Here is a 25174-nt window from a genome sequence, read left to right as displayed (position 1 = left end):
GACGGGCAGCTTTTTAGGCCTCTGCCGTGGTCGCCGACAGGAACACGCGGCGGGCACCGAAAAAAACTCGACGGCGTGACTTGAAGAAGCTGACCGATTGGTCAAGAATGAAGTTACCCCCTTGCCATGGCGATGCCCCTTGGTACCGACTCGCTGACAACCACTCGGCTCAGTCTGCAACCAGGACATCGACCAGGACATCAACGACGACAACGACAACATAAGCGGACCTGACCATGATCGAGTTCTTCCTCAACGGGCGGCCACGGCGCGTCGACGCCGAGGCCCACCTCAGCGTGCTCGACCTGCTGCGCGAGCGCCTCAACCAGACCGGCACCAAGGAAGGCTGCGCCTCCGGCGACTGCGGTGCCTGCACCGTGGCGATCGGCGAGCCCGATGCCGACGGCAACCTGCGCTATCACAGCGCCAACGCCTGCATCATGCCGGCCCACCAGCTCAATGGACGCCACCTGGTCACCGTCGAGGGGTTGTCCCGGGGGGACGAGCTGCATCCTTGCCAGACCGCCATGGTGGAACACCACGGTAGCCAATGCGGCTTCTGCACCCCGGGTATCGTCATGTCGCTGTTCACCCTTCATGAGGATGACCGCACGCGGCCCGCGCCACTGACGCCTGAGCGACTGGAAGCGGCGCTGGGTGGCAACCTGTGTCGCTGCACCGGCTATCGCCCGATCCGCGACGCCGCCCTGGCCATGGGCGACACCCCGGGCTTCCGGCCCGAATGGCTCGATGATGACGCCCTTGCCCGAACGCTTGCCACCAATGTGGGAGAGCCTGCTACCCGCACCGGCTTCTACCAGCCGCGCCGCCTCGATGAACTGGTCGAACTGCGCGCCCGCCACCCCGACGCCCGCCTGGTGGCCGGCGGCACCGATCTCTGGCTCGAAGTCACCCAGAATCTGGCGGACTTCGCCGAGGTCATCGACGTCACCCGGGTGGAACAACTCAAGGTGCTGGAAGCGGGCCACGACGCCAGCGGTCGACCAGGGATGTGGGTCGGCGCCGCCGTCACCTACACGCAACTGGAACCGCTGTTTGCCGAGCGCTATCCCGCCTTCCATCACCTCCTGCATCGACTGGGCTCTGGTCAGGTGCGCAATCGCGGCACCCTGGGTGGCAACGTGGCCAACGCCTCGCCCATCGGCGACACCCCACCGGTACTGCTGGCACTCGACGCCTGCCTGCGCCTGACCGGACCCGGCGGCAGTCGCGAACTCGCCGCGGCGGACTTCTTCATCGACTACAAGAAGACCGCCCTGGCGCCGGACGAGTGCCTGGAAGCGATCTTCCTGCCGACGCTGGCAGCTGACCGCCAGCTCAAGGTCTGGAAACTGTCAAAACGGCGTGAGGACGACATCTCGGCGGTACTCGGTGCCTTTAGCTGGGCCCTGAAGGACGGCGCCCTGGCCGAGGTCCGCCTGGCCTTCGGCGGCATGGCCGCGATCCCGGCCCGGGCAACCGGCGCCGAGGCGGCACTGGAAGGCCATGCCCCTTCACCCGAGCGGTTCGCCGCCGCCATCGATGCGCTGGCCGAAGACTTTCAGCCCATGAGCGATGTGCGTGGCAGCAGCGACTATCGTCGGCACGCCGCCGCTGCACTGATCGAACGCCTGCGCCTGGTCGTCGCCGACGCGGCATCCCAGGACTCTCAGCACCCGACCCAGGAGGTGATGCTCCATGCGTACGCTCACTGATCTGACCACACCTGCCTCCGCGGCCAGCGATACTGCCGATACTCCCCGCCACGCGCCGGCGGCCAAGGGCTTCTCGGGCAGCGCCGCTCGCCACGAAAGCGCGGTCAAGCACGTCACCGGGCGCGCCGCCTACATCGACGACCTGGCGCTGCCGGCGGACGCGCTGCACCTGGCGGTGGGACTCTCGCCGGTCGCCAGCGGACGCATCACCGGGCTGGACCTGTCCGCCGTGCGCAGCGCCCCGAGCGTGGTCGACGTGATCAGCGTCGCCGACGTCCCGGGCCACACGGATATCGGCCCGGTCTTTCCCGGCGATCCGATCATGGCCGACGGCGAGGTACTCTACGCCGGCCAGGTGATCTTCTGCGTCGCCGCCACCAGCCATCGTGCGGCGCGTCAGGCGGTCAAGAAGGCGCGCCTGGAGATCGATGAGGTCGAGGCGAGCCTCGACCCAGTGGCCGCCGCCGAGGCCGGCGACGTGGTGCGCCCGACCCACCGCCAGCAGAGCGGTGACTGGGAGGCCGCCCTGGCCGGCGCGACACACGTCATCGAGGACGAGCAGTTCGTCGGTGGCCAGGAGCACTTCTATCTGGAGGGGCAGGCCTGCGTGGTCCACCCCACCGAAGACGAAGGCGTGATGGTCCACACCTCCAATCAGCACCCCAGCGAGACCCAGAAGCTGATCGCCGAGGTGCTGGGCATCCCCTTCCACGCGGTCACCGTGGAGGTGCGCCGCATGGGTGGCGGCTTCGGCGGCAAGGAGACCCAGGCCTCGCCCTGGGCCTGCCTGGCGGCCCTGATCGCCCGACGCACCGGCAAGAGCTGCCGTGTTCGCCTGCCCCGGGCCGAGGACATGAAGGTCACCGGCAAGCGCCACCCCTTCCACAACCGCTATCGTCTCGGTGTCGATGAACAGGGCGTGATCCAGGGCGGTGACATCACCGTCATCGGCGACTGCGGCTACTCGCCGGATCTGTCCGAAGCCATCGTCGACCGCGCCATGTTCCACGCCGACAACGCCTATTCGCTGGGCCAGGCTCGGGTCACCGGTCATCGCGCCCGTACCAGCACCGCGTCAAACACCGCCTTTCGTGGCTTCGGTGGTCCCCAGGGGATGATGGTGATCGAAGCCGCCATGGAGGACATCGCCCGCCGCGTGGGAGAGGACCCGCTGACGGTGCGCAAGCGCAACCTGTATCGCCAAGGCCGCGACCAGACCCACTATGGCCAGACGGTGGACCAGATCACGCTGCTGCATGACCTGATCGAGCGGCTCGAGACCTCGAGCGACTACTGGTCCCGGCGCCAGGCGATCACCGAGTTCAACGCCGACAGCCCGGTCATCCGCAGGGGCCTGGCGCTGACCCCGGTGAAGTTCGGCATCTCCTTCACCGCCCAGCACCTCAACCAGGCCGGTGCCCTGCTGCACGTCTACACCGACGGCAGCGTGATGATCAATCACGGCGGCATCGAGATGGGCCAGGGCCTGCACACCAAGGTGTGCCAGGTGGTCGCCCGCGAGCTGGGGCTCGATCTCGAAGCGGTACGCATCAGCGCCAGCCGTACCGACAAGGTGCCCAACACCTCACCCACGGCGGCCTCCAGCGGGGCCGACCTGAACGGCCAGGCGGCCCGCGACGCGGCCAGCAAGCTGAAGTCGCGGCTGTTCGACTTCGCCGCCGAGCGCTACCAGCTCGACCGTCAGGACATGCGTCTGGAACAGGGCGAACTGATCGCCGGCATCGGTGGCAGCGAACGACGTATCGCCTGGGGCGAGCTCATCCAGGACGCCTACCTGGGTCGGGTGTCGCTGTCCGAGAAAGGCTTCTACGCAACGCCGTTGATCCACTACGACCGGGCCAGCGGCAGCGGACGCCCCTTCTACTACTTCGCCTATGGCGCCGCCGTCGCCGAGGTGGCACTGGACACCCTCACCGGCGAGTATCAGGTGGATAGGGTCGACATCCTCCACGACGTGGGCGACTCGCTCAATCCGGCCATCGACGTGGGCCAGGTGGAAGGCGGCTTTATCCAGGGCATGGGGTGGCTGACCAGCGAGGAACTGAAGTGGAACGAGCGGGGCCAGTTGACCTCGTTCGGCCCGGCCACCTACAAGATCCCCGCCTACGGCGATCTGCCGGCCACCTTCAACGTCGAGCTGATGCAGGGCCACCCCAACTCCATGGCCAGCATCTACCGCTCCAAGGCGGTCGGTGAGCCGCCCTTCATGCTGGGGATGTCGGTGTGGTGCGCGCTGCGCGACGCCCTGGCGAGCCTCACCGACTACCGCCAGGCGGTACGGCTGGACACCCCGGCGACACCTGAGCGGGTCATGGCGGCGGCACGCCAGGCACGAAAGCTACACGAGAGTCGCGCAGGGGGCACCCCATGAGCGGCGAGCGCTGGTACGACGCCCTGGCCCGCCTCCGACGCGCCGGCCTGCCCCATGTGCTGGCCACCCAGGTGACCAGCCAGGGGTCTACCCCACGTGAGCCTGGCGCCAGGATGGTGATCACCGCCGACGCCATCATCGACACCCTGGGCGGCGGCACCTTCGAATGGCAGCTGATCGCCTGCGCCCGGGAACGCCTCGAGCGCGGCGAGGCCGGCCTCAGCCTGGAGGCCTTTTCGCTGGGCGGCCGCAGTGGCCAGTGCTGCGGCGGCTTCGTCAATGTGCTGCTGGAAACGGATCTCGGTACGGCCACGCGCCTGGCGCTGTTCGGCGCCGGCCACGTGGGCCGCGCGGTGGCCTCATTGGCGGCGCCGCTTGGCTGGCGACTCGACTGGTACGATAGCCGCGAGGACGCCTTCAGCGGGCTCGACCCGGCCCCAGGCCAGCATCACCACCGGCTTGACGACTGCAACGCCAGCGCCGAGTCGCTGCCTGCCGGCAGCCACGTGCTGGTGCTGACCCACGACCACGCCGAGGACTACGCCCTGGTCGAGGCACTGCTCAGGCGCGGCGACATGGCCTCGATCGGGCTGATCGGCTCGCGCAGCAAGTGGGCCAGCTTCCGCGGGCGACTGGAGCGTGCCGGCATCCCGCACGATCGCATCGACACCGTGCGCTGCCCGATCGGCGACTCCGGCGGCGACAAGACGCCCTACGCCGTCGCCCTGGCCGCCCTGGCCGAGCTGCTGCCACTGGCAAGCCCCAGGCCGGAGGGGGCACGTCGCGACGCGCTGCGCGGCCTGGAAAGCGCAGAGGTACGACGCCTGTTTTCCTGAACCTGTCCTGGCCCGACCGTTACCCGTCTGACCGGGTAGCGCCAGGCGTCTGCCTCCCTGGCCGCCGCGCCTGCCGCCCCCTGACAACAGCGTCACCGCCATAGTGCGATGACGCGATGACCCTATAAGCGACAACCCGATAAAGAGTGCCCCATGACCGAGACCCGTAACGCCTCTGCCAGCACCGCACCCGCGCCCGAGGCTTTCTCCGGAACTTCCGCCGGCGCCTCCACCAGCCCCGCTGGCGGCCCCTGCTCATCGAGCTGGGTCATGCGCGCGCGCATCCTCAGCTTCAACGCCGATCCCGGTGACGGCGACACCCCGCTCGAGGGCAGCGTCAGCTACTTCGCCGACGGCGTGCTGTGGTGGGCCGAGGGTGTCGTTCAGGCGGTGGGCGACTATACAGAGCTCGCCCCCCATCTGCCCGCCGACGCCAGCGTCATCGACCACCGCGACAAGCTGGTGATGCCAGGCTTCATCGACAGCCATGTGCACTATGTGCAGCTCGAGATCATGGCCTCCTACGGACGTCAGCTGCTCGACTGGCTCAATGAGTACACCTTCCCCGAGGAATGTCGCTTTGCCCAGCGCGAACACGCCGAGCAGATGGCCGACGTCTTCCTCGATGAACTGATGCGAGTAGGCACCACCACCGCCCAGGTGTTCTGCTCGAGCCATCCGGCCTCGACCGACGCCTTCTTCAGTGCGGCCCAACGCCGCGACCTGTGCATGCTGGCCGGCAAGGTACTGATGGACCGCCATGCCCCCGACGCGCTCACCGACGACACCTACGGCGGCATCCGCGACAGCGAGCGCCTGATCAGTGACTGGCACGGCACCGCGCGTCTCGGCTACAGCGTCACCCCGCGCTTCGCGCCTACCTCCACCCGCGCCCAGCTCGACGCCGCCGGAGGCCTTCTGCGCAATGATCCGAGCCTGTGGCTGCAGACCCACCTGTCGGAGAACCTGGGCGAGCTCGACTGGGTGGCCGAGCTGTTTCCGGGCAGCCGCGACTACCTGGCGGTCTACGAGGAATCCGGGCTGGTGGGGCCGCGCAGCACCTTTGCCCACGGCATCCACCTGGACGACGAGATGCGTACCCGACTGGCCGAGCGCGGCGCCAACATCGCCTTCTGTCCCAGCTCCAACCTGTTTCTCGGCAGCGGCCTGTTCGACCGGGCCGGCGCCCGGGCCCAGGGGCTGAATCTGACGCTTGCCAGCGACATCGGCGCCGGTACCGACCTGTCGGGACTTGCCACCCTCAAGGCGGCCTATCAGGTCGGCCAGCTCAGGGGCACGCCACTGACCGCCTGGGCAGGCTTTCATGACCTGACCCGAGGCAACGCCGTATCGCTGTCACTGGACGATCGGATCGGCAGCCTGACCCCCGGTCGCGACGCCGACTTCGTGGTCATCGACCTGTTCGCCTCGCCGCTGCTGGCTCGACGCATGGGGCGCACCCAGTCGCTGGCAGAGGAGCTGTTCACCCTGATGATGCTGGGGGACGACCGCGCCATCTACGAGACCTGGGCGGGGGGGCGCCTGCAGCACCGCCGCCAGACCTGAAGAACCCGACGACAGGCGCCGGCGACCGGCGCTTGCACTGGGTGATGGCTGGCCGGGAAATTCCTCGGCGAGTGCGCTAGAATGCGCGCCTTGAATACCACACGCTGCCAACGCTGCTCCGGATTTACGCTCCGGCTCGCACGAGGACAACCATGAGTCACGATACCTCACCCCCTGACACAGCCACCGAAACCGCCACTTCAGGTCCAGACACCCTGGTGGTGTGCGCGCTTTACAAGTTCGTCACCCTCGACGACTACGAGGCGCTGCGCGAGCCGCTGCTCGACACCCTGCTCGAGCATCAGGTGCGCGGCACCCTGCTGCTGGCCCGTGAAGGCATCAATGGCACCGTCGCCGGCACCCGCCAGGGTATCGACGCGGTGCTCGCCTGGCTGCGCGCCGACCCACGCCTGGCCGAGCTCGACACCAAGGAGTCACTGACCCGTCGTGCGCCCTTCATGCGCACCAAGGTCAAGCTCAAGCGCGAGATCGTGACCATGGGCGTCGAGGGCATCGACCCGCGCCATACCGTCGGCACCTACGTGGACCCCAAGGACTGGAACGCGCTGATCCAGGACCCCGAGGTGCTGCTGATCGACACCCGCAACGACTACGAAGTCGAGGTCGGCACCTTCGAGGGCGCGGTCAATCCGGCCACCAGCGCCTTTCGCGACTTCCCCGAGTACGTGAAGAAGACCCTGGACCCGAGTCGCCACAAGAAGGTGGCGATGTTCTGTACCGGCGGCATCCGTTGCGAGAAGTCCACCGCCTACCTCAAGGAGCAGGGATTCGAGGACGTCTACCACCTCAAGGGCGGCATCCTGAAGTACCTGGAGGACGTACCGAAGGACAAGACCCTGTGGCGTGGCGAGTGCTTCGTGTTCGACGACAGGGTGACCGTCGACCACGACCTCAAGCCCGGGCGCTATGACCAGTGCCACGCCTGCCGCATGCCGATCACCGAGCAGGACAAGCAGAGCGAGTACTACCAGAAAGGCGTCTGTTGCCCGCGCTGCTACGACCGTCTGAGCGACGAACAGAAGGCCCGCTTCGCCGAGCGTGAGCGCCAGATGCGCCTCGCCCAGGAGCGCGGCGAGGCCCACCTGGGCGCCGACGCGGTGGCGCGCATGGAAGAGCGTCGCGAGGCCAAGCGACGCGCCAGGGAAGCGGCGCGCGAGGCCAATCGCCAACAGGGCTGATGCACGGCTTCTGGTGTTGCACGACCGTTGATGCATGCCGGCTCATGCACGCCGGCCTTCCATCCACAACACCCGCCACAACACCTGCCAGACCAAACAAGAGGCGCCCTGGGATTTATACCAGAGACGGGCGCCTCTTTTGCGTGTCACCGAGGACTTCGCCGGTAGCGAAGGGCGCGCCGAAGCGCGCCAAACTGTGTTGAAAGAAACGGCGTCGGCCTGTTCAACCTCTTCCTCGCCTCGGTCGGCGATCACGCCGAAAACACCTTAGATTCCGACGTTTTCGCTTCGACATCATGCCTCAGCAACCTTCCACCCCGCCCGTTGCCTGAAAAGCGGCCGCCGCCCACACAGGATCACCTATTACTAACACCAGCGCGGGCAAGCCTCAGTGCCATCTGGTGACATGAAGCACGCCTTGAGCATCAGGGTTCGCCATCAACCTGTGCCGCTACTGATTCCCGCTGTCGGTCGCCGGACAGCGGCAGGCTCAGATCGCCCGCCTGGACGGCAAACCGTGACGTGACGCAACGAAGGGAATACATGATGCGACCTTGGCCCAACTACCTTCCCCCTGTTCTGGCCGGCACTTTCTTGGCCAGCACTTTTTTGACTGGCACCTTTCTCGCCTGCAGCATGGCCGTCGCCTCCCAGGCATCGGCGGCAACCACATCAGACACCGAATCCGCAGACCAACAAGACTATCGACAGTATTTCACCCCTCTGCCCTCGCTTCCCCCCATCCCCGCCGACAACAGCCTCACCGCTGAGAAGGTAGCGCTTGGCAAGATGCTGTTCTTCGAACCCCGGCTGTCGAAGAGCAGCAACATCAGCTGCGCTTCCTGTCACAACCCGGCCCTGGCCTGGACGGACCGGCTGCCGACGGCGGTCGGCCACGATGGCCAGGTGGGAGAACGCAACTCCCCCACCGTGCTCAACTCGGGTTTTCTTGGCTCACAGTTCTGGGATGGTCGCGAACCCGACCTGGAAGGCCAGGCACTAGGCCCCATCCAGAACAGCATCGAGATGGCCCACGACCTGGACGGCGCCCTTGCCCGCCTTTCCGCCGTCGACGGCTATTCCGATCACTTCCAGACGGCATTTCCCGATGACGAGGCTCCGCTGTCCTCCGGCAACCTGGCCGACGCCATCGCCAGCTTCGAGCGCACGCTGAATACGCCGAACGCTCCGCTCGATCGCTACCTGCTCGGTGACGAGGCTGCCCTGACCGATCAGCAGAAGGCAGGCATGAAAGACTTCGTGGACGTCGGGTGCATCAGCTGTCACCGCGGCGCCAACTTCAGCGACAGCCTGTTCCATCCGATTCAGGTGCCGGGATCGGATGACCCCGGGCGCTTCGCGGTCACCAACGAGGAAAGCGATCGCCAGGCCTTCAGGACGGCGTCACTGCGCAACGTCGCCCTGACCTACCCCTACTTTCACGACGGCTCGGCCAAGACGCTTGAAGACGTCGTGCCCATCATGGCCAAGCAGATGCTCAAGCGGGAGCTTGATGAAGCGACCGTCGAACGGTTGGTCAGCTTCCTGCATGCCCTGACAGGAGAGCAGCCGGTCGTGACAGTACCCGCTCTGCCCTAAGCCAACCCAGCCACCAATACCACCCCGCAACATGCCAGCGCCGCCTCCCCCGACAAGGGGCAAGGCGGCGCTTGACGTTCCGAACAAGTCCTAGACGGCGACCAGCCGCTGTCTCAGCGCCTGCCTCCTGTCCTCATCCATGAAGGCCGCCTCGATGGCGTTGCCGGCCAGCCACTTGAGGGTCTCGTTGGACCAGCCGAAGGCCCGCTGACAGGCGGCGAAGTTATCGCGCATGCCACCGCCGAAGTAAGCCGGGTCATCGGAGTTGATGGTTACCACCAGTCCAGCGTCGATCAGCGTCGGCAGACCATGATCCTCGAGCCGTTCCACCACTTTCAGGCGCACATTGGACAGCGGACACACCGTCAGCACGGTGCCTTCGTCGGCCAGCCGCTCCATCAGCTCGACGTCCTCGATCGCCCTTACGCCATGGTCGATGCGACACACCTGAAGCTCATCCAGCGCCTCGCGGATATAGCTCGGCGGCCCCTCCTCGCCTGCGTGGGCCACGCGCTCGAGGCCCAGCTCCCGCGCCCGGGCAAAGACCTCCTGAAACTTGCTCGGCGGATTGCCTCGCTCAGCGCTGTCCAGCCCCACGGCACTGAAGTGGTCATGCCAGGGCGTGCTGTCCTCGAGCAGCTGCATGGCATCGGCGGCGGGCTGATCACGCAGAAAGGCGAGGATCATGGCGGTGGAAATATCCAGCTCGGAGCGGGCCTTGGCGCAGGCGGCCGTCAGGCCTTCCATCACCTCGGACAGCGCCACGCCACGGGACAGGTGGGCCTGGGGGTCCACGTGCATCTCGATATGCACCACCCCCTCGGCGGCGGCGCGCCGGAAGTAGTCCATCGCCAGGTCCTCGAAGTCCCGGGCACGGACCAGCACGCTCATGCCCTGATAGTAGAGATCGAGAAAGGACTGCAGGTCGCTGAAGTCGTAAGCCTGCCGGGCCGCCTCGATATCGGCGTAAGGCAGGCTGACCCCGTTACGCTCGGCCAGCGCAAACATCAGCTCCGGCTCCAGCGTACCCTCGATGTGCAGATGCAGTTCCGCCTTGGGCAGGCGGGTCAGAAAGTCGTCGGTCATGGTGTCTGGCCCTGTGGCATCGAACCGTAGAAATCAGGTGTCATCTTTCACATGGTGACGCATTCGCCCCGGGCTTGCCATGGCGCACCGACCGCCATGTCGATGACCCTGGGGATGTGCTCCATGCCGGGTGACGGCGAGTCGGGATCATGATGGTGCACCAGCATGAGCACCGTGCGTCCGGCCAGCCAGGGGCCGATGCCATCGGCCACCCGCCGCGCGGTGGCCGCATCCAGCGAGGCAAAAGGCTCATCGAGCACCACCAGGGCGGGATCGGTCAGCCACAGACGCGCCAGACCCAGACGTCGCGCCTGGCCGCCGGAAAGCTGTCGCCCCCCTTCCCCCACGCGTGTCTCGAGCCCGCCGGGCAGACCCTGCGCCCAGTCGGCCAGGTCTACCGCAACAAGCGCCTGCCACAGCCGCTCCGGGCTCGCCTCGGGGGCGCCCAGCCGCAGATTCTCGGCAAGGCTTGCGTCGAACAGCTCCACCCGCTGGCTCAGACAGCCCACTTGGCTGCTCAACCACTGCGGGTCCAGGGCTTCCACCGCCTGGCCGTCCAGGGTCAAGCGACCCTGGTGGCCACGCAGCTCCCCGGCAAGCAGCGCCAACAGCGTCGACTTGCCACTGCCGGAGGGGCCACAAATCGCGGCCCTTTCCCCCGGCGCCAGCCGGAAGCTCAGGGGCGACAGCGCCTGATCGAGTGCCCGCGGATAACGAAAACTCAGCGACGTAGCACAGACCTCCAGCCCTCCAGACTCGGCGGTCCCGCTTCGAGGCGCAGCGTGCACTGCAACAGCTCGGGTGGTGTCTGAGACGTTTGCAGGCGCTGCACGCTGCTGGTCGATAGCATTGAGCCGCTCGGCGGCGGCGAGGCTCGCGCCGGCCTGGGTGAAGGCGGCGGGCAAGCTTGCCAACCCCTCGGCCAGGGCCAGCGAGGCCAACGGCAGCATCACCAGCACGGCGGCGCCCAACTGGCCGCTGCCGAAGGCGGCGAGGCCACCGATCAACACAAGCCACCAGGCGCCCCCCATCACCAACGTCGTCAGAACATTGCCAAACCCGGTGATCAGTGACAGTCGCCACTGGGCCGCCAGCAGCTCGTCCTCGAGGGCTTCAAGCTCGCCACGGCTGCGCGCCAACGCGCCGTAGGCCTCGAGTTCACTCAGACCGCCAAGGGTTTCGATCATTGCCGAGCGCAGTCGCTCCAGCCCGGCGACGCGGCGACGACAGGCCGCCAGACCCAGGCGGGCCTGTCCGAGGGTCAGCCAGCTCCAGCCGAACAGCAGCAAGACGCCCAGCACCAGCGCGGCCTGGGGCAACCACACCGCCACCAACGCTACCAGCGCCGCCCCCAGCACCAGCGCCATCGCCGCCGGCGCCAGCAGTCGCAGGTAAAGCGCGTCCAGGGTATCGATATCGGCGGTCAGACGGTTGAGCCAGTCGCCGGATCGCCTTGCCCCGAGGCTGGCGCCGTCCATCGCCACCAGGCCCGAGAAGCAGCGCGCCCTCAGGCGTGCCAGCAGTCGCAGGATGGTGTCGTGGTTGTAGAGGCGTTCGACGTAGCGTGACACGGTACGGGACACCGCAAACAGACGAATGCCCGCCCCGGGAGTGTAGACGTCCAGGGTCGCCGCCATACCCGCCGCCAAGGCCGCGCCGGTCAGGGCGCTGGCGGTGATGAACCAGCCCGACACCGCCAGCAGCCCCAGCGCCGACAGCGCGGTCAGCACCATCAGCACCACGCCAAGCACCAGGCGCCGACGAAACGACGCATGCACCTCGATCCACGGACGCAGACTGGCAATCGCCGCAGTGAATCCCGTATCCGTGCGCTCAGTCGACGACGCCATCGGCCACCTCTTGCTGTTCTCTTCCACTCGCGGTGACTCGCCCATCGAGCAGCTCCACACGCCGGTCCCCCATCGCCAGGATGGCCGGGTGATGGCTGGCGATGACCAGCGCCCGGCCCTGGCCGGCCAGACGCCGAAAGCCGCGAATCAGTACCGCTTCGGTCTCTCGATCCAGACTCGCCGTCGGCTCGTCCAGTAGCACCAGCGCGGCATCACTCAGGAACACCCGCGCCAGCGCCAGGCGCTGGGCCTGCCCGCCGGACAGGCCCAGGCCATTTTCGCCGATCCGGGTATCGAGTCCCTCGGGCAGAGCCGCGACCAGCGGCTCAAGGCCCGCCTGCTCGAGCGCAGTGCGCAGGTCGTCATCGCCAGCGTTCGGCGCCGTCAGGCGAAGATTGTCGGCGAGGCTGCCCTGGATCAGCAGCGGGCGCTGGTCCATCCAGGCGAAGGCGATGCCCGGTGCCGATTGGCGCGCCCCCTCGCCAGGCCCGACAAACCCCGCGAGCATCGCCAACAGGCTCGACTTGCCGGCACCCGATGGGCCGCTGATCACCACCACTTCACCGGCGTCCACCCGAAAGTCCAGCGGACCCAGCACGCGGCCACGCCCAGGGTGATCCAGGCAGGCGCCTTCGAGCCGCACAAGCTGGCCACCGGACAACACTGAAGAAGCGGGACTTTCCGTCGCGCCAGGCGCCGAGACGGGCGACACTCGCGACGGATCGATGGGTTCATCGAGCAGTTCCGTCAGGGCCTGGGCGGCGGCCAGCGCCGAGGCACGATCGTGGTAGTGCTGGGACAGTGTGCGCAGCGGCTGAAAGAACTCCGGGGCCAGCAGCAGGATGGTCAGGCCACTGGCCAGCGTCAGCGAATCGGCCACCTCCAGCGGCAGGTCCCCGAGCAGGCCAAAGCCGATGTAGATAGCCAGCGCCGCAATCGCCACCGAGGAGAAGAATTCGAGCACCGCCGATGACAGAAAGGCCAGTCGCAAGGGCTTCAGGGTGCGCCGGCGATAGTCGTCGGCGACCTGGGCAACCTCGTCGGTGACCCTGTCGCCGGCACCGAACAGTCGAATGGTGGCGATGCCCCGCACCCGATCGACGAAGTGCCCGGACAGTCGCGTCACCGCCGCGAACTGGTCGCGATTGAGCGATTCGGCGCCCATGCCCACCAGCGCCATGAACAAGGGAATCAGCGGCGCGGTGATCGCCAGCAGCAGCGCCGCCAGCCAGTTGTGCCAGGCGATGATGGCGAAGATGACCAGCGGCACCACCATCACCACCCGAAGTTGCACCCAGAAACGTGAGGTGTAGCCGTCCAGTGCCTCGACCTGCTCGACAAGGCGATGGGCCAGCCCGGCACTGTGATGGCGACCGGCACGCACCGGTCCCAGCGCAAACAGATGCTCGAGCAACTCGTGGCGTACCGCGCGGCGAAGGCGCTGGCTGGCTCGCTGGGCCAGACACTCCTGAGCAAAGCCAGCCCCGGCACGCAGCGCCAGAAACCCCAGTAGAGAGACAAGCCAGGGCCATAGCTGGCTCAGGGAACGCTCACCCTCGATCGCCAGTACCAGCACCTTGGCCAGCAGTACCCATTGGACCACACCCGCGAGTCCTGCCAGCACCGCGAAGGCCGCGGCCAGGGTCAGCGGACGACGCTGAGCCCCGGTGTGCTGGTCGAGCCACAGCCGCGCCCTGGTGGCCTCGCCGCGAGACGACTCAGAACGAGACGACTCAGGACGAGACGACTCAGCACCAGACGACTTAGTGATAGCCGCCCCCTCTTACCTTGCCGCGGAACACCCAGTAGGACCAGGCGGTGTAGCCCAGTACCACCGGGATCACGAACAGCACCCCGAGCAGCAGAAACAGCTGGCTCTCCGGAGCCGAGGCGGCATCCCACAGGGTGATGTCCGGCGGGATCAGGTAGGGCCACTTGCTGGCCACCAGCCCCAGGTAGGTGAAGAAGAACAGTCCCAGGGTAGCCACGAACGGCTGGCCCTCACGGCGACGGGCCACCGAACGCCACACCATGGCGGCGCACAGCAACGCCAGTGCCGGGAACACCCAGAACAGTGTCAGGTGGCCGAACCAGCGCTCACGCACGAAGTCGTCGACGAACGGCGTCCAGATACTGATCACGGCAAAGCCCGCCAGCACCAGTCCCAGCAGCCTGGGCGTGATGCGGTAGGCCCATTCCTGCACCTGCCCCTCGGACTTCAAAATCGTCCAGGTCGCCCCCAGCAGCGCATAGCCCGCCATCAGTGCAAGGCCAGTGATCACGGTGAAAGGCGTCAGCCAGTCGAAAGGACCGCCCACGTAGACATTGTGGGCGACCTCGAAGCCCTCGATGTAGGCGCCGACCACGACCCCCTGACAGAAGGTGGCGACCATCGAGCCCCAGCAGAAGGCGCGGTTCCACCAGTGACGATTACGAACCGACTTGAAGCGGAACTCGAAGGCGATGCCACGGAAGATCAGGCCGGCCAACATCAGGAAGACCCCAAGATAGAGCGCCGGCAGCAGGATGGTGTAGACCAGCGGAAAGGCCGCCAGAAGTCCCGCCCCGCCGAGCACCAGCCAGGTCTCGTTACCGTCCCATATCGGCGCTACCGAGTTCATCATCACATCCCGGGCGTGCTCGTCCGGGGCGAAGGGGTAGAGGATACCCACCCCGAGATCGAAGCCATCCATCAGGATGTACATCATCACGCCGAACCCGATGATCAGGGCCCAGATGGCAGAAAGGTTGATCAATTCCATGTCATCAACTCCCGAACTGGCGGCCGGCGTCGGCCTCGAGGGTGGCGTGGGCGGCGGACAGCGGTCGCTTGGCCGTCTCGACCTCGTCGTCGTGGGGCTCCTCGGCCAGCATGCCCTGGCGCACCACCCGGGTGAGGTAGTAGCCCCCGGTCAGGAACACCACCGCGTAGACCAGCACGTAGCCGATCAGGGTGGCGAGCACCATCCAGCCACTGAGCGACGGCGTCACCCCCTCGGCCTGGGTCATCATGCCGTACACCAGCCAGGGCGCGCGGCCCGCTTCGGTGACGAACCAGCCGCCCAGCACCGCGATAAAGGGCGCCACGCTCATCAGCCTCAGCGTCTGCAGGAAGGGGCGACTCTTGTACAGACGACCGCCACGGCGCAACCACAGGCCGGTGAAGGCCACCGCGATCATCAGCATGCCCATGCCGACCATGGCGCGGAATGACCAGAACACGAACCACACCGGTGGTTGCTCCTCTACCGGGACCTCCTTGAGCCCGGGTACCTCGCCGTCCAGGTCATGGGTCAGGATCAGGCTGGCCAGGCGCGGAATGCCGATCTCGAAGTGATTTTCCTGGGCCTCCTTGTCCGGCCAGGCGAACAGCAGCAGCGGCACCCCGGACTGGGTCTCCCAGTTTGCCTCCATCGCCGCCACCTTGGTCGGCTGATGCTCAAGCGTATTGAGACCGTGGGCGTCGCCAACCACCGCCTGTACCGGCGCCAGCACCAGCAACAGCCACATGCACATGGACAGGGCCTTGCGGTTGGCCTCGACGTCGCGACCGATCAGCAGATACCAGGCGCTGACGCCGGCCACCACGAAGCCGCCGGTCAGGAAGGAAGCCAGCGCCATGTGGGCAAAGCGATAAGGGAAGGAGGCATTGAACATGGCCTCGCCCCAACTGGTGACGCTGAAGTGGCCGTCGATCATTTCCACCCCGGCGGGGGTCTGCATCCAGCTATTGGTGGACAGGATCCAGAAGGCCGAGATGAAGGTGCCCACCGCGACCATGATGGCGGCGAACAGGTGAACCCCCTCGGCCACCTTGCCACGCCCAAACAGCAGCACCCCGAGGAAGCCGGCTTCCAGGAAGAAGGCGGTGACCACCTCATAACTCAGCATGGGGCCGAGGAAGTTGGACGTCGCCTGACTGAAGTTGCTCCAGTTGGTTCCGAACTGGAAGGCCATGACGATCCCAGAGACCACGCCCATGCCGAAGACCACGGCGAAGACCTTGACCCAGAAGGCGGCCAGTCGATCCCAGGCGGGATTGCCGGTCTTGTAGAAGAGTCCATGCAGGACAGCGACATAGGACGCCAGCCCTATGGTAAAGACGGGGAAGATGGCGTGGAAGGATACGACGAAGGCGAACTGTATACGTGACAGAAGCACGGGATCCAGTTCCATGAGCGACTCCTCGAGGCAGGGATGACCGACGGCACCGCCCTGCCTCGGGAACACAACCCGACCCTGGCAGGACAGCATCGAACCCGAGCGGAATCGAATCGATAGAGCGCAGCCTTGCTCGGCTAGCCTGGCAATCTATCTATGCACAATCATGCATCTTCGATCCCGCTTGCCCCCAGCATAGAGGTCCCGCAGGCCTCTGTCCCATGGCCAATTGTCGCACGCACCCATGGCCGATTACGTACCCATTTGTGCGCCCACCAGCCTTGCCTTTGCCGTGACAAGGGCACTTAGCCAGGTGTCAGGTCATGACTGCCCCAGCACCAGCGATACCAGATAGGCGGTGTAGGCCAGGTAGACGGCGACCAGGACGCCACCCTCGAACCGATTGATACGCCCCGCCCGGCCCTTCCAGCCCAACGCGAACACCGCCATCATCAGGGTCATGGCGGTCATCAACGACCAGTCTCGCATCAGCACCTCACGCTCGGCCTCGATCGGCGCGATGACGGCGGCCAGCCCCACCACCCCCAGGGTGTTGAACAGGTTGGAGCCGACCACGTTGCCCAGCACCAGATCATGCTCCTTGCGACGCAGGGCACTGATGGACGAGGCCAGTTCCGGCAGCGATGTGCCGATGGCGACCACGGTCAGCCCGATGATGACGTCGGACACCCCGAGACCCTGGGCGATATCCACCGCGCCCCACACCAGCAGCCGGGAACTGACGACCAGCAGGGCCAGGCCCAGCAGAGTAAGGAAGATGCCCTTGCCCAGCGACATGGGGTGAGCATCGAGTTCCTGCACGGTATCGGTGGCCAGGGCGTCCGCCCTGGCGGCGGCTTCCTCGCGCCGGCTCTGGATCACGCTTGCGACCATGAACACCAGCAGCGCCAGCAGCAGCAGCGCGCCCTCCAGCCGGGAGATAAGCCCGCCCCACATCATCAACGCCGACACCAGGGTGGCGGCACCGAGCACCGGCAACTCGCGCCGAATCACCGATGAATGCACCGCCAGCGGGGAGATCAGCGCCACCAGCCCCAGGATCAGGCCGATGTTGGCGATATTCGAGCCATAGGCGTTACCGAGTGCCAGCCCCGGGTTGCCCTGTGCCGCAGACAGCGCCGACACCGTCAATTCCGGTGCCGAGGTCCCGAAGCCGATGACCAGCATGCCCACCAGCAAGGGCGACAGTCCCAGCCGCGCAGCGGTGGCCGCGGCGCCTTCGACAAAGCGCTCGGCGCTCCACACCAGTACCACCAGGCCACCCAGAACCGCCAAAACGGGAAGCAACATGTCAACTCCTCACCCATGATATCGGTCGCATCTTTGTCTATGGTGTCACCCACGTCAACGTGCCACACTATTTAATTCGCAGGATCAGCTTGTTAAGCCATCAGCGCCTGATTCGCGACGAAATGCAGACGAACAGAACCCTCTTTCAAGACCGGAGTCCCCCCACCACTGTGACGACCCCCGTACGTGGCCCCCTGGAACGGATCCGCAACGCCTCCGTCACCCAGCATCCTCCCCCCGAGGTGCGCATCAGGTCGCGCCGGCGCCTGCGTGCCTGTCACGAGTGCGACTGGATCATGGCGCTGCCGCCGCTGCGTCCCGGTGAAGAAGCGGACTGTGTCCGCTGTGGTCACGACCTGGTCAAGCGTCACGCCTTCCCCGCCCAGCGCAGCCTGGCGCTGTCGCTGGCATCGCTGGTGGCATTGGCGCTGGCCCTGTCCTTTCCGTTTATCGGCTTCAGTACGCGTGGCGTCGGCAACGAAATAGAAGTGGCCCAGACCGCCACCCAGATGCTCGAGCATCACCAGCCCATCGTCGCCATGGTGGTGCTGATGTCGATCATCGTGTTGCCGGCGATCTATCTGCTGACGGTGGTGTGGCTGCAGATCAGCCTGATGCTGCCCCGCCGTCTGCCCTATAGCCGCACCCTGGCCCGCGGACTTTCCCATATCGCGCCTTGGCTGATGGCCGATGTCTTTATCGTCGGCACCATGGTGGCGCTGATCAAGGTGGCGGGACTTGCCGAAATTTCCCTCGGACCGTCGTTCTGGGCCTTTATCGCCTACGCCATCCTGCTGCTGGCGACGACCCTGTCACTGGACAAGGACTGGCTGTGGTTCTCGCTCAGCGGCGAGCCTCTGGCACCGGAGGGCACCCGCACCGGCGAGACCGCGGCTTCCCAGGGGCTCACCGGCTGCCCCACCTGCGGGCTGATCAACTGCCTGGACAGCGAGGGCCATGGCCGTTGCGTGCGCTGCAGCGAGAAGCTGCACGCCCGCCGGCCGCGCAGCCTGCAGACCACCTGGGCGCTGCTGTTCACCGCCGCAGTGCTCTATATCCCCGCCAATGTCTATCCCATCATGTACACCACCAGCCTCGGCAGCTCGGACCCGCAGACCATCATCGGCGGCGTCATCTACCTGGTCAGTCACGGGTCCTGGCCGGTGGCGCTGGTGATCTTCGTGGCCAGCGTCATCGTGCCCATCGGCAAGCTGCTGGCGCTGGTCTGGCTGTGCCTGGTGGCGCCGCGGGCACCGGGCATGCGCTCGGTGGTGCGAGCGCGGCTCTACCGATTGACCGAACTGATCGGACGCTGGTCGATGGTCGACGTCTTCGTGGTAGCCATCCTGGTGGCCCTGATCCGCGCCGGTGCGCTGATGTCGATCGATCCAGGCCCCGCTGCGCTGGCCTTCGGTGGCGTGGTGATCATCACCATGCTGGCGGCCATGAGTTTTGAGCCTCGCCTGCTGTGGGACGGCAGCGAGGATCCCTGCAACCCGATGGACTCCCCGGATAATGACGGGTTGCACGGCGACCACTCGGGCCTGGCGTCCGACGCCGCCCCTTCACCCCATCGCACTGCGCCGGATGAACAAGGAAGCACACCATGAGTGACGCCGATAAGCGCCACCCCGACAACCCGCCAGCGCCGTCCAGCAAGGACATGCACCGCGCCGCGCCGACCCAGCAGAAACGGCTGTCGCCGGTGTGGATCGTGCCCTTTGTGGCACTGCTGATCGGCGCCTGGCTGGTCTACGACAACTACGCCAGCCGCGGCCCCCAGATCGCTCTGCACCTGCCATCCGCCGACGGCATCGAGGCCGGCAAGACGTTGATCAAGACCCGTAACGTGGAGGTCGGCAAGGTCACCTCGGTAGCACTCAGCGACGATCTCTCCGGCGTCGAGATCACCGCTCAGATGGAACCCCAGGCCGAGAAGATGCTGGTCGAGGACACCCATTTCTGGGTGGTCAAGCCGCGCATCGGGCGCGAGGGTATCAGCGGACTCGGCACCGTTCTCTCCGGTGCCTATATCCAGCTCGAGCCGGGTCAGAGCGAGGTGGATGCCCGCGAATTCGACGTCAGCGACCAGCCTCCGGTGGCACCACCTGGCGCCCAGGGACTCCGCCTCAACCTGGTCAGCCAGGTCGGCAACTCGCTCAGCGTCGGCGACGCCGTCACCTTCCAGGGGGTCAGCGTCGGACGCGTCGAGGAGGCCGACTTCGATGTCTCCACCCAGAGCATGCACCACCGCATCTTCATCGAGAGCCCCTACGACACCCTGGTCACCGAGAACACCCGTTTCTGGGCTACCAGCGGCATCGACGTGCGCTTCGGTTCCGACGGCTTCCAGGTGCAGGTCGAGTCGCTGGAAGCGCTGCTCGGCGGCGGCGTCACCTTTGGCGTGCCCGACGATGTTCCCGCCGGCAAGGAGGCGGAAGAGGACGCCACCTACGAACTCTATGCCGATGAGGAGGCCGCCCGCCAGGGTACCTTCAATCGCTATCTCGAGTACGTGCTGCTCAACGAGGATACGGTACGCGGCCTGTCCCGCGGCGCCCCGGTGGAATTCCGTGGCGTGCGCATCGGTACCGTGGCGGCCGTCCCCTGGAACTTCACCTCGCCCCAGCCGGAAAACCGCGACAAGCTGGCCATCCCGGTGCTGATCCGCATCGAACCCCAGCGTCTGGGCATCGGCGCCAACGAACTGGATCTGCAGGAGTGGCGTGAGCGCTTCGACCGTCTGTTCGAGCGTGGCCTGCGCGCGACCCTCAAGAGCGGCAGCCTGTTGACCGGGGCGCTGTTCGTCGACCTCAAGATCGACGAAGAGCTGCAGGGCCAGTATCTGGCCGAGACCTTCGCCGACCGCCCGGTGTTCCCCACCGCCTCGGCTGGCCTTGCCCAGATCCAGGCCCAGGTCACCGCCCTGCTCGACAAGCTCAACCGCCTCGAGATCGAGCCTATCCTGTCGGGACTCGACCGCAACCTTCAGGTCTCAGAGGCGATGCTGACCCAGGCCCGCTCACTGGTGCAGAGCATGAACAGTCTGCTCGACAACCCCGAGACCCAGGGCTTGCCCGGCAACCTCAACCAGACCCTGGTCGAGCTGCGCCGCACCCTCGACGGGCTGTCGCCGGAATCCAGCGTCTACCAGGACCTGACCCGCACCCTCAACGAGGTCGAACGCCTGGTGCGTGACCTGCAGCCGGCCGCTCGCAAGATCAGCGACGATCCCCGCGCGCTGCTGTTCGACAGCATCCAGACCGAGGACCCGATCCCGCGGGCACCGCGCTGATCGCCTCCCGCCCGAGTCTGCGGACTCGGGCGGGATAGACGGAAGCATCGACAACACTGACCTCACCGGAAAGGAGTTCTCCATGAGGCCGATACATCGCCTGTGTGTTCCCCTGCTGGCGCTGTGGCTGGGCGGCTGCGCCAGCGGCACCGCCCCCATGAACCACTACGTGCTGCCCTCGGATGCAGGCAGCAGCGATGCCCGGGTCCCCAGCGCCGACGAAACGCCGTTGCTGGTGTCCACACCCAGGCTCGCCAACTACCTCGAGGCCGAAGGCATCGTCCTTCAGCTCGACGACATCTCGCTGAACGAGGCCAAGTCCCACCAATGGGCGGCACCGCTGGCACAGCAACTCGAACGCGGCCTGCGCGACCGCCTGGAGGCCAGGCTGCCTGGACGCCGGGTGCTGCTGTCCGGCGACAGTGGCAACGCCCTGACGCTGGAATTGAGCGTCGACCGCTTCCAGGGCCACTACGACGGCTACGCCGTGGCTTCTGGTCAGTGGCTGTTGCGTGACGGCCAGCGCAAGGTGGTGGACAGCGACAGCTTCGAGGCCACCGAGTCGCTGGACAGCGACGGCTATTCGGCACTGGTACGGGCGCTGGGGCGCACCTGGGATCAGGTGGCCGATGATATCGCCGCCCGGGTCCGTGTCGCCCCCTGAGCGTCTCGACAACGCCTCCCCGCCCCTCATCAAGGTTCTGCCGGCCCGACTTCTTTTCACCCCCGCCGATGCGCCGGGCCGGCAAATCTGGCATCATGCCCGCAACGGTGACGGGGGTCCCCCGCTAGAGCGGTCACCGAATTTTTCCCCACGCCTTGTCCGGGACCGACGCCATCAGAACGGTGGCGTCCAGCGAGTGCGTGCGTGCTGGAGTTTGCATGAGTTTTTCCGATCTCGGCCTGCGTGCCGAATTGCTTCGCGCCGTCACGGCGCAAGGCTATGACACCCCGACTCCGATTCAGCGTCAGGCCATCCCCGCGGTACTCAAGGGTGGTGACCTGCTGGCCAGTGCCCAGACCGGCACCGGCAAGACAGCGGGCTTTACCCTGCCGATGCTGCAGCGCCTGGCCGATGGCCCTCGCCCCTCCAAGCGCCAGGTCCGCGCCCTGGTGCTCACGCCCACCCGTGAACTCGCCGCCCAGGTCGGCGAGAGCGTGCGCGACTACGGTCAGCACCTGTCACTGCGTCACCACGTGATCTTCGGTGGCGTCGGCCAGCAGCCCCAGATCGACGCCCTGCGGCCCGGTCTCGATGTGCTGGTGGCAACGCCTGGCCGCCTGCTCGACCTGCACCAGCAGGGCCACGTGGATCTGTCGAGCGTCGAGATCCTGGTGCTCGACGAAGCCGACCGCATGCTCGACATGGGCTTTATCCACGACATCCGCCGTGTGCTGAAGCTGTTGCCCGAGAAGCGTCAGAATCTGCTGTTCTCGGCGACCTTCTCCAGCGAGATCCAGGCGCTGGCCGACAAGCTGCTCGACCGCCCGGAGATGATCGAGGTCGCACGCCGCAATACCACTGCCGAGACCGTCGACCAGGCCGTCTACCGAGTGGACCGGGAACGCAAGCGCGAGCTGCTGTCACACCTGATCACTAGCCAACGCTGGTTCCAGGTGCTGGTGTTCACTCGCACCAAGCACGGCGCCAACCGCCTGGCCGAGCACCTCGACAAGCGCGACATCTCTGCCATGGCGATCCACGGCAACAAGAGCCAGTCAGCCCGTACCCGCGCCTTGGCGGCGTTCAAGGCCGGCGAGCTGCAGGTTCTGGTGGCCACCGACATCGCCGCCCGTGGTCTCGACATCGACGAACTGCCCCACGTGGTCAACTTCGAGCTGCCCAACGTCGCCGAGGACTACGTCCACCGCATCGGTCGTACCGGCCGTGCCGGCAACGAAGGCCAGGCCATCTCGCTGGTGTGCGTCGATGAACATGGCTTGCTGAAGAACATCGAGCGCATGATCAAGCGTGACCTCGAGAAGCGCATCGAGCCGGGCTTCGAGCCTGACCCCAACGCCAAGCCGGAGCCCATCGAGAACGGCCGCAACAAGCGCGGTGGTGGTCAGCGCCGCAGCCAGGGTGGCAACAATAGCTCCCAGCGCGGCAACGGACGACGTGGTGACGGTGGCGGTGGCGGCGGCAATGCCCGCAACGGCAATGGCGAGCAGCCTGCACGTCGCAGGCGCAGGGGCTCCGGCCAGGGCAACCGCCAGGGACAGGCATAAGCTCGAGCATCGCCTCAGGCATAGCCCCGAGCGGCTAGACAAGAGCAATCCAGGGGGCGGCTTGCCGCCCCCTTCCATCTCAGCAGGACAGCGATATGGCATCTCCAGAACTGATCAAGGAATATCGCCGCTTCCGGGCCTTCCAGAAGCAGGCGCAACTCGACAACGAGCATCGCGGCGCCCAGACCAAGATCGACGAGGCGCGGGTCAGTGCCGCTCGCATGACCGAGGCCTACCGCAGCATGGCAGAGAAAGGCGCCGAGCAGGGGGCCTGCTATCGCACCCTCTACCTGCGCGACCATGACGGCGTGGCGCTGACCTGCGAAGGCTGGATGTTCGTGCGTCGCGTGCTGGCCGAAGGCGGTGCCACTCGCGTACGCGCCAGCCTGCTCGAGACCTTCCGCCTGGAGAATGGCCAGTGCGCCCCCGGCGACACCCCGGTCGAAAAGATCACCCTGGAGATCTACGACCAGCTGCTGGTCGACAAGGGCATGGCCACGGCCGTGCGCATCGATGGCGTAGACGGCGATCGCCACAGCCAGTTCCTGACCTTCAATGATCAGGTGCGTGGCGATCTGCGTCGCTTCCTGAAATAACCGTATCGGCCGCCGTCCGCGGGGCCTGCGCCTCCGGCGGCGCGCCTTCCCCGCTGCGGTGGTCCACCCGCTGGAGCCCCCGATGAAGGTCACGTCCCTGCCCTGGCGCTTTCTGGTGCTGATGGTACTGGTCGGCCTCAACCTGAGACCGGCACTCTCTTCGCTTGCCCCGCTGCTCGCCCGTGTGCAGCAGGATACCGGCCTGTCCCCCAGCGCCATCGGTGCCCTGACCACCCTGCCGGTGCTGTGCCTGGGGCTGTTCGCTCCGCTGGCGCCCCGCCTGTCGCGCCAGTACGGCCCGGAACGCGCCTTGTCGCTGGGTCTGGTGGTCATCACCAGCGGTCTGCTGCTGCGCTGGCAGGGAAGTCCCCTCGCGCTCTACGCCGGCACCCTGCTGGTGGGTGCCGGTATCGGTGTATCGGGCGCCCTGCTACCGGCGCTGGTCAAGCGCGAGCTGCCCCGGGGCGCCGACCTGATGACCGGGGTCTACACCATGGCCCTGTGTCTGGGTGGCGCCCTGGGTGCCGGTCTGGCGATTCCCCTGAGCGACCTGCTGGGTGGCTGGACACGCAGTCTGGCGGCCTGGTCGCTGCTGGCCATGGCGGCGCTGATCGCCTGGGAGCTTTACATGCCGCGCACCGCCGCTACCCCGCGGATGGCGGGTGACCCCGGCACCGGCATGACCCGTGGCCTGCTGCGCCAGCCCCTGGCCTGGCAGGTGGCGCTATTGATGGGCACCCAATCGTCGCTGGCCTACATCGTCTTCGGCTGGCTGCCGACGCTGTTGATGCAGCGCGGCATCGGCGAGGCAGAGGCCGGCCTGTTGATGGGCATGTCGGTGATGGTCCAGCTGATTTCTGCGCTGCTGGCACCCTGGCTGGCCCGCTTCGGTCGCGATCAGCGCCCGGCGCTGCTGCTGGTCCTCGCCAGCACCGCCAGCGGCCTGTGGATCCTGTTGATGGCCGACACCTCCCTGCGCTACCTCGGCGCACTGCTGCTGGGGCTCGGCCAGGGCGGCAACTTCTCCCTGGCGCTGACCCTGATCGTGCTGCGCAGCGCAGATTCGCGTCTGGCAGGCCGCCTGTCCGGACTGGCCCAGGGTGGCGGCTATGCCCTGGCCGCCCTGGGCCCCTTGAGCGTCGGCATCATGCTTGACCTGCAGGCACCGATCACCGCCATCGCCTGGCTGTTGATGGGGATCGCCGCCGCCGCCGCCAGTTTCGCCTGGTTCGCCGGTCGTCAGCGTCAGCTCTGCTTCGACGCCGACGATAACGTCATCACCCGCTGCGCGCCTCGCCGAGGCTCACGCTGATACTGTCACTCGTGTCTTCACTCCTTG

Annotated in this window: 18 protein-coding genes; 12 read left to right on the top strand and 6 right to left on the bottom strand. The window is 66.7% G+C overall.

The genetic code is table 11. The features are described from left to right. Positions 1-236: 236 nt before the first annotated feature. The 6 genes from xdhA (at position 237) to RBB39_RS04460 (ending at position 9307) form a co-directional block, all read left to right on the top strand. The gene (gene xdhA, locus RBB39_RS04485) at positions 237-1715 is read left to right on the top strand and encodes a xanthine dehydrogenase small subunit (RefSeq protein WP_045994318.1); all 1479 of its coding nucleotides are present in this window, start codon (positions 237-239) and stop codon (positions 1713-1715) included. Then, positions 1699-4107 carry a xanthine dehydrogenase molybdopterin binding subunit gene (xdhB, locus tag RBB39_RS04480; RefSeq protein WP_045994319.1) on the top strand — a complete coding sequence of 803 codons (2409 nt, stop codon included), beginning with the start codon at positions 1699-1701 and terminating at the stop codon, positions 4105-4107. The genes xdhA and xdhB overlap by 17 nt, the downstream gene beginning before the upstream one ends. Further along, positions 4104-4943, top strand: a complete 840-nt coding sequence (gene xdhC, locus RBB39_RS04475; protein ID WP_045994320.1) for a xanthine dehydrogenase accessory protein XdhC — start codon at positions 4104-4106, stop codon at positions 4941-4943. The genes xdhB and xdhC overlap by 4 nt, the downstream gene beginning before the upstream one ends. Positions 4944-5213: 270 nt before the next feature. Continuing rightward, positions 5214-6509, top strand: coding sequence for a guanine deaminase (gene guaD / locus RBB39_RS04470; RefSeq protein WP_253029032.1), 1296 nt, complete (start codon positions 5214-5216; stop codon positions 6507-6509). A 152-nt stretch (positions 6510-6661) separates the two neighbouring features. Beyond that, on the top strand, positions 6662-7708 hold the full coding sequence (locus RBB39_RS04465; protein ID WP_083970574.1) for a rhodanese-related sulfurtransferase: 1047 nt from the start codon (positions 6662-6664) through the stop codon (positions 7706-7708). A 636-nt stretch (positions 7709-8344) separates the two neighbouring features. Next, positions 8345-9307, top strand: a complete 963-nt coding sequence (locus RBB39_RS04460; RefSeq protein ID WP_045994340.1) for a cytochrome-c peroxidase — start codon at positions 8345-8347, stop codon at positions 9305-9307. Positions 9308-9397: 90 nt separating this feature from the next. Here the strand turns inward: RBB39_RS04460 and RBB39_RS04455 are convergent, their stop codons facing one another. The 6 genes from RBB39_RS04455 to RBB39_RS04430 all read right to left on the bottom strand — a co-directional run bounded on the left by RBB39_RS04455 (position 9398) and on the right by RBB39_RS04430 (position 17715). Further along, positions 9398-10393 (bottom strand): adenosine deaminase, encoded by a 996-nt coding sequence (locus RBB39_RS04455; protein ID WP_045994321.1) that lies wholly within the window; start codon positions 10391-10393, stop codon positions 9398-9400. 47 nt (positions 10394-10440) lie between these two features. Continuing rightward, positions 10441-12243: a thiol reductant ABC exporter subunit CydC gene (gene cydC / locus RBB39_RS04450; RefSeq protein WP_045994322.1), complete on the bottom strand. Its 1803-nt coding sequence runs from the start codon at positions 12241-12243 to the stop codon at positions 10441-10443. Next, on the bottom strand, positions 12227-13891 hold the full coding sequence (gene cydD, locus RBB39_RS04445; RefSeq protein ID WP_306168855.1) for a thiol reductant ABC exporter subunit CydD: 1665 nt from the start codon (positions 13889-13891) through the stop codon (positions 12227-12229). The genes cydC and cydD overlap by 17 nt, the downstream gene beginning before the upstream one ends. Before the next feature lie 115 nt (positions 13892-14006). After that, positions 14007-15005, bottom strand: a complete 999-nt coding sequence (gene cydB, locus RBB39_RS04440) for a cytochrome d ubiquinol oxidase subunit II (RefSeq protein ID WP_045994324.1) — start codon at positions 15003-15005, stop codon at positions 14007-14009. A 4-nt stretch (positions 15006-15009) separates the two neighbouring features. Next, positions 15010-16419, bottom strand: a complete 1410-nt coding sequence (locus RBB39_RS04435; protein ID WP_108133772.1) for a cytochrome ubiquinol oxidase subunit I — start codon at positions 16417-16419, stop codon at positions 15010-15012. A 306-nt stretch (positions 16420-16725) separates the two neighbouring features. Next, on the bottom strand, positions 16726-17715 hold the full coding sequence (locus tag RBB39_RS04430) for a calcium/sodium antiporter (protein ID WP_045994326.1): 990 nt from the start codon (positions 17713-17715) through the stop codon (positions 16726-16728). 170 nt (positions 17716-17885) lie between these two features. Between RBB39_RS04430 and RBB39_RS04425 the strand changes: the two genes are divergently transcribed. From RBB39_RS04425 to RBB39_RS04400, 6 genes are all read left to right on the top strand, one after another. After that, positions 17886-19325, top strand: a complete 1440-nt coding sequence (locus tag RBB39_RS04425) for a paraquat-inducible protein A (protein WP_071211148.1) — start codon at positions 17886-17888, stop codon at positions 19323-19325. Further along, positions 19322-21010 (top strand): intermembrane transport protein PqiB, encoded by a 1689-nt coding sequence (gene pqiB / locus RBB39_RS04420; RefSeq protein ID WP_083970576.1) that lies wholly within the window; start codon positions 19322-19324, stop codon positions 21008-21010. The genes RBB39_RS04425 and pqiB overlap by 4 nt, the downstream gene beginning before the upstream one ends. 82 nt (positions 21011-21092) lie before the next feature. Next, entirely contained in the window at positions 21093-21674 is a 582-nt protein-coding gene (locus RBB39_RS04415) for a membrane integrity-associated transporter subunit PqiC (protein ID WP_045994327.1), read from the top strand. Positions 21675-21892: 218 nt separating this feature from the next. Then, a complete protein-coding gene (locus tag RBB39_RS04410) occupies positions 21893-23239 on the top strand; it encodes a DEAD/DEAH box helicase (protein WP_045994328.1) in 1347 nt (448 codons plus the stop codon). Positions 23240-23334: 95 nt separating this feature from the next. Continuing rightward, positions 23335-23835: a hypothetical protein gene (locus RBB39_RS04405; RefSeq protein ID WP_045994329.1), complete on the top strand. Its 501-nt coding sequence runs from the start codon at positions 23335-23337 to the stop codon at positions 23833-23835. A gap of 82 nt (positions 23836-23917) precedes the next feature. Then, positions 23918-25147: an MFS transporter gene (locus RBB39_RS04400; protein WP_045994330.1), complete on the top strand. Its 1230-nt coding sequence runs from the start codon at positions 23918-23920 to the stop codon at positions 25145-25147. Positions 25148-25174 lie beyond the last annotated feature (27 nt).

Source organism: Halomonas sp. MMSF_3323 (assembly GCF_030733595.1).
GTDB lineage: Bacteria > Pseudomonadota > Gammaproteobacteria > Pseudomonadales > Halomonadaceae > Halomonas > Halomonas litopenaei.
The sequence above is the reverse complement of the archived record's forward strand: the minus strand, read 5'-3'. Positions and strand labels throughout refer to the sequence as shown.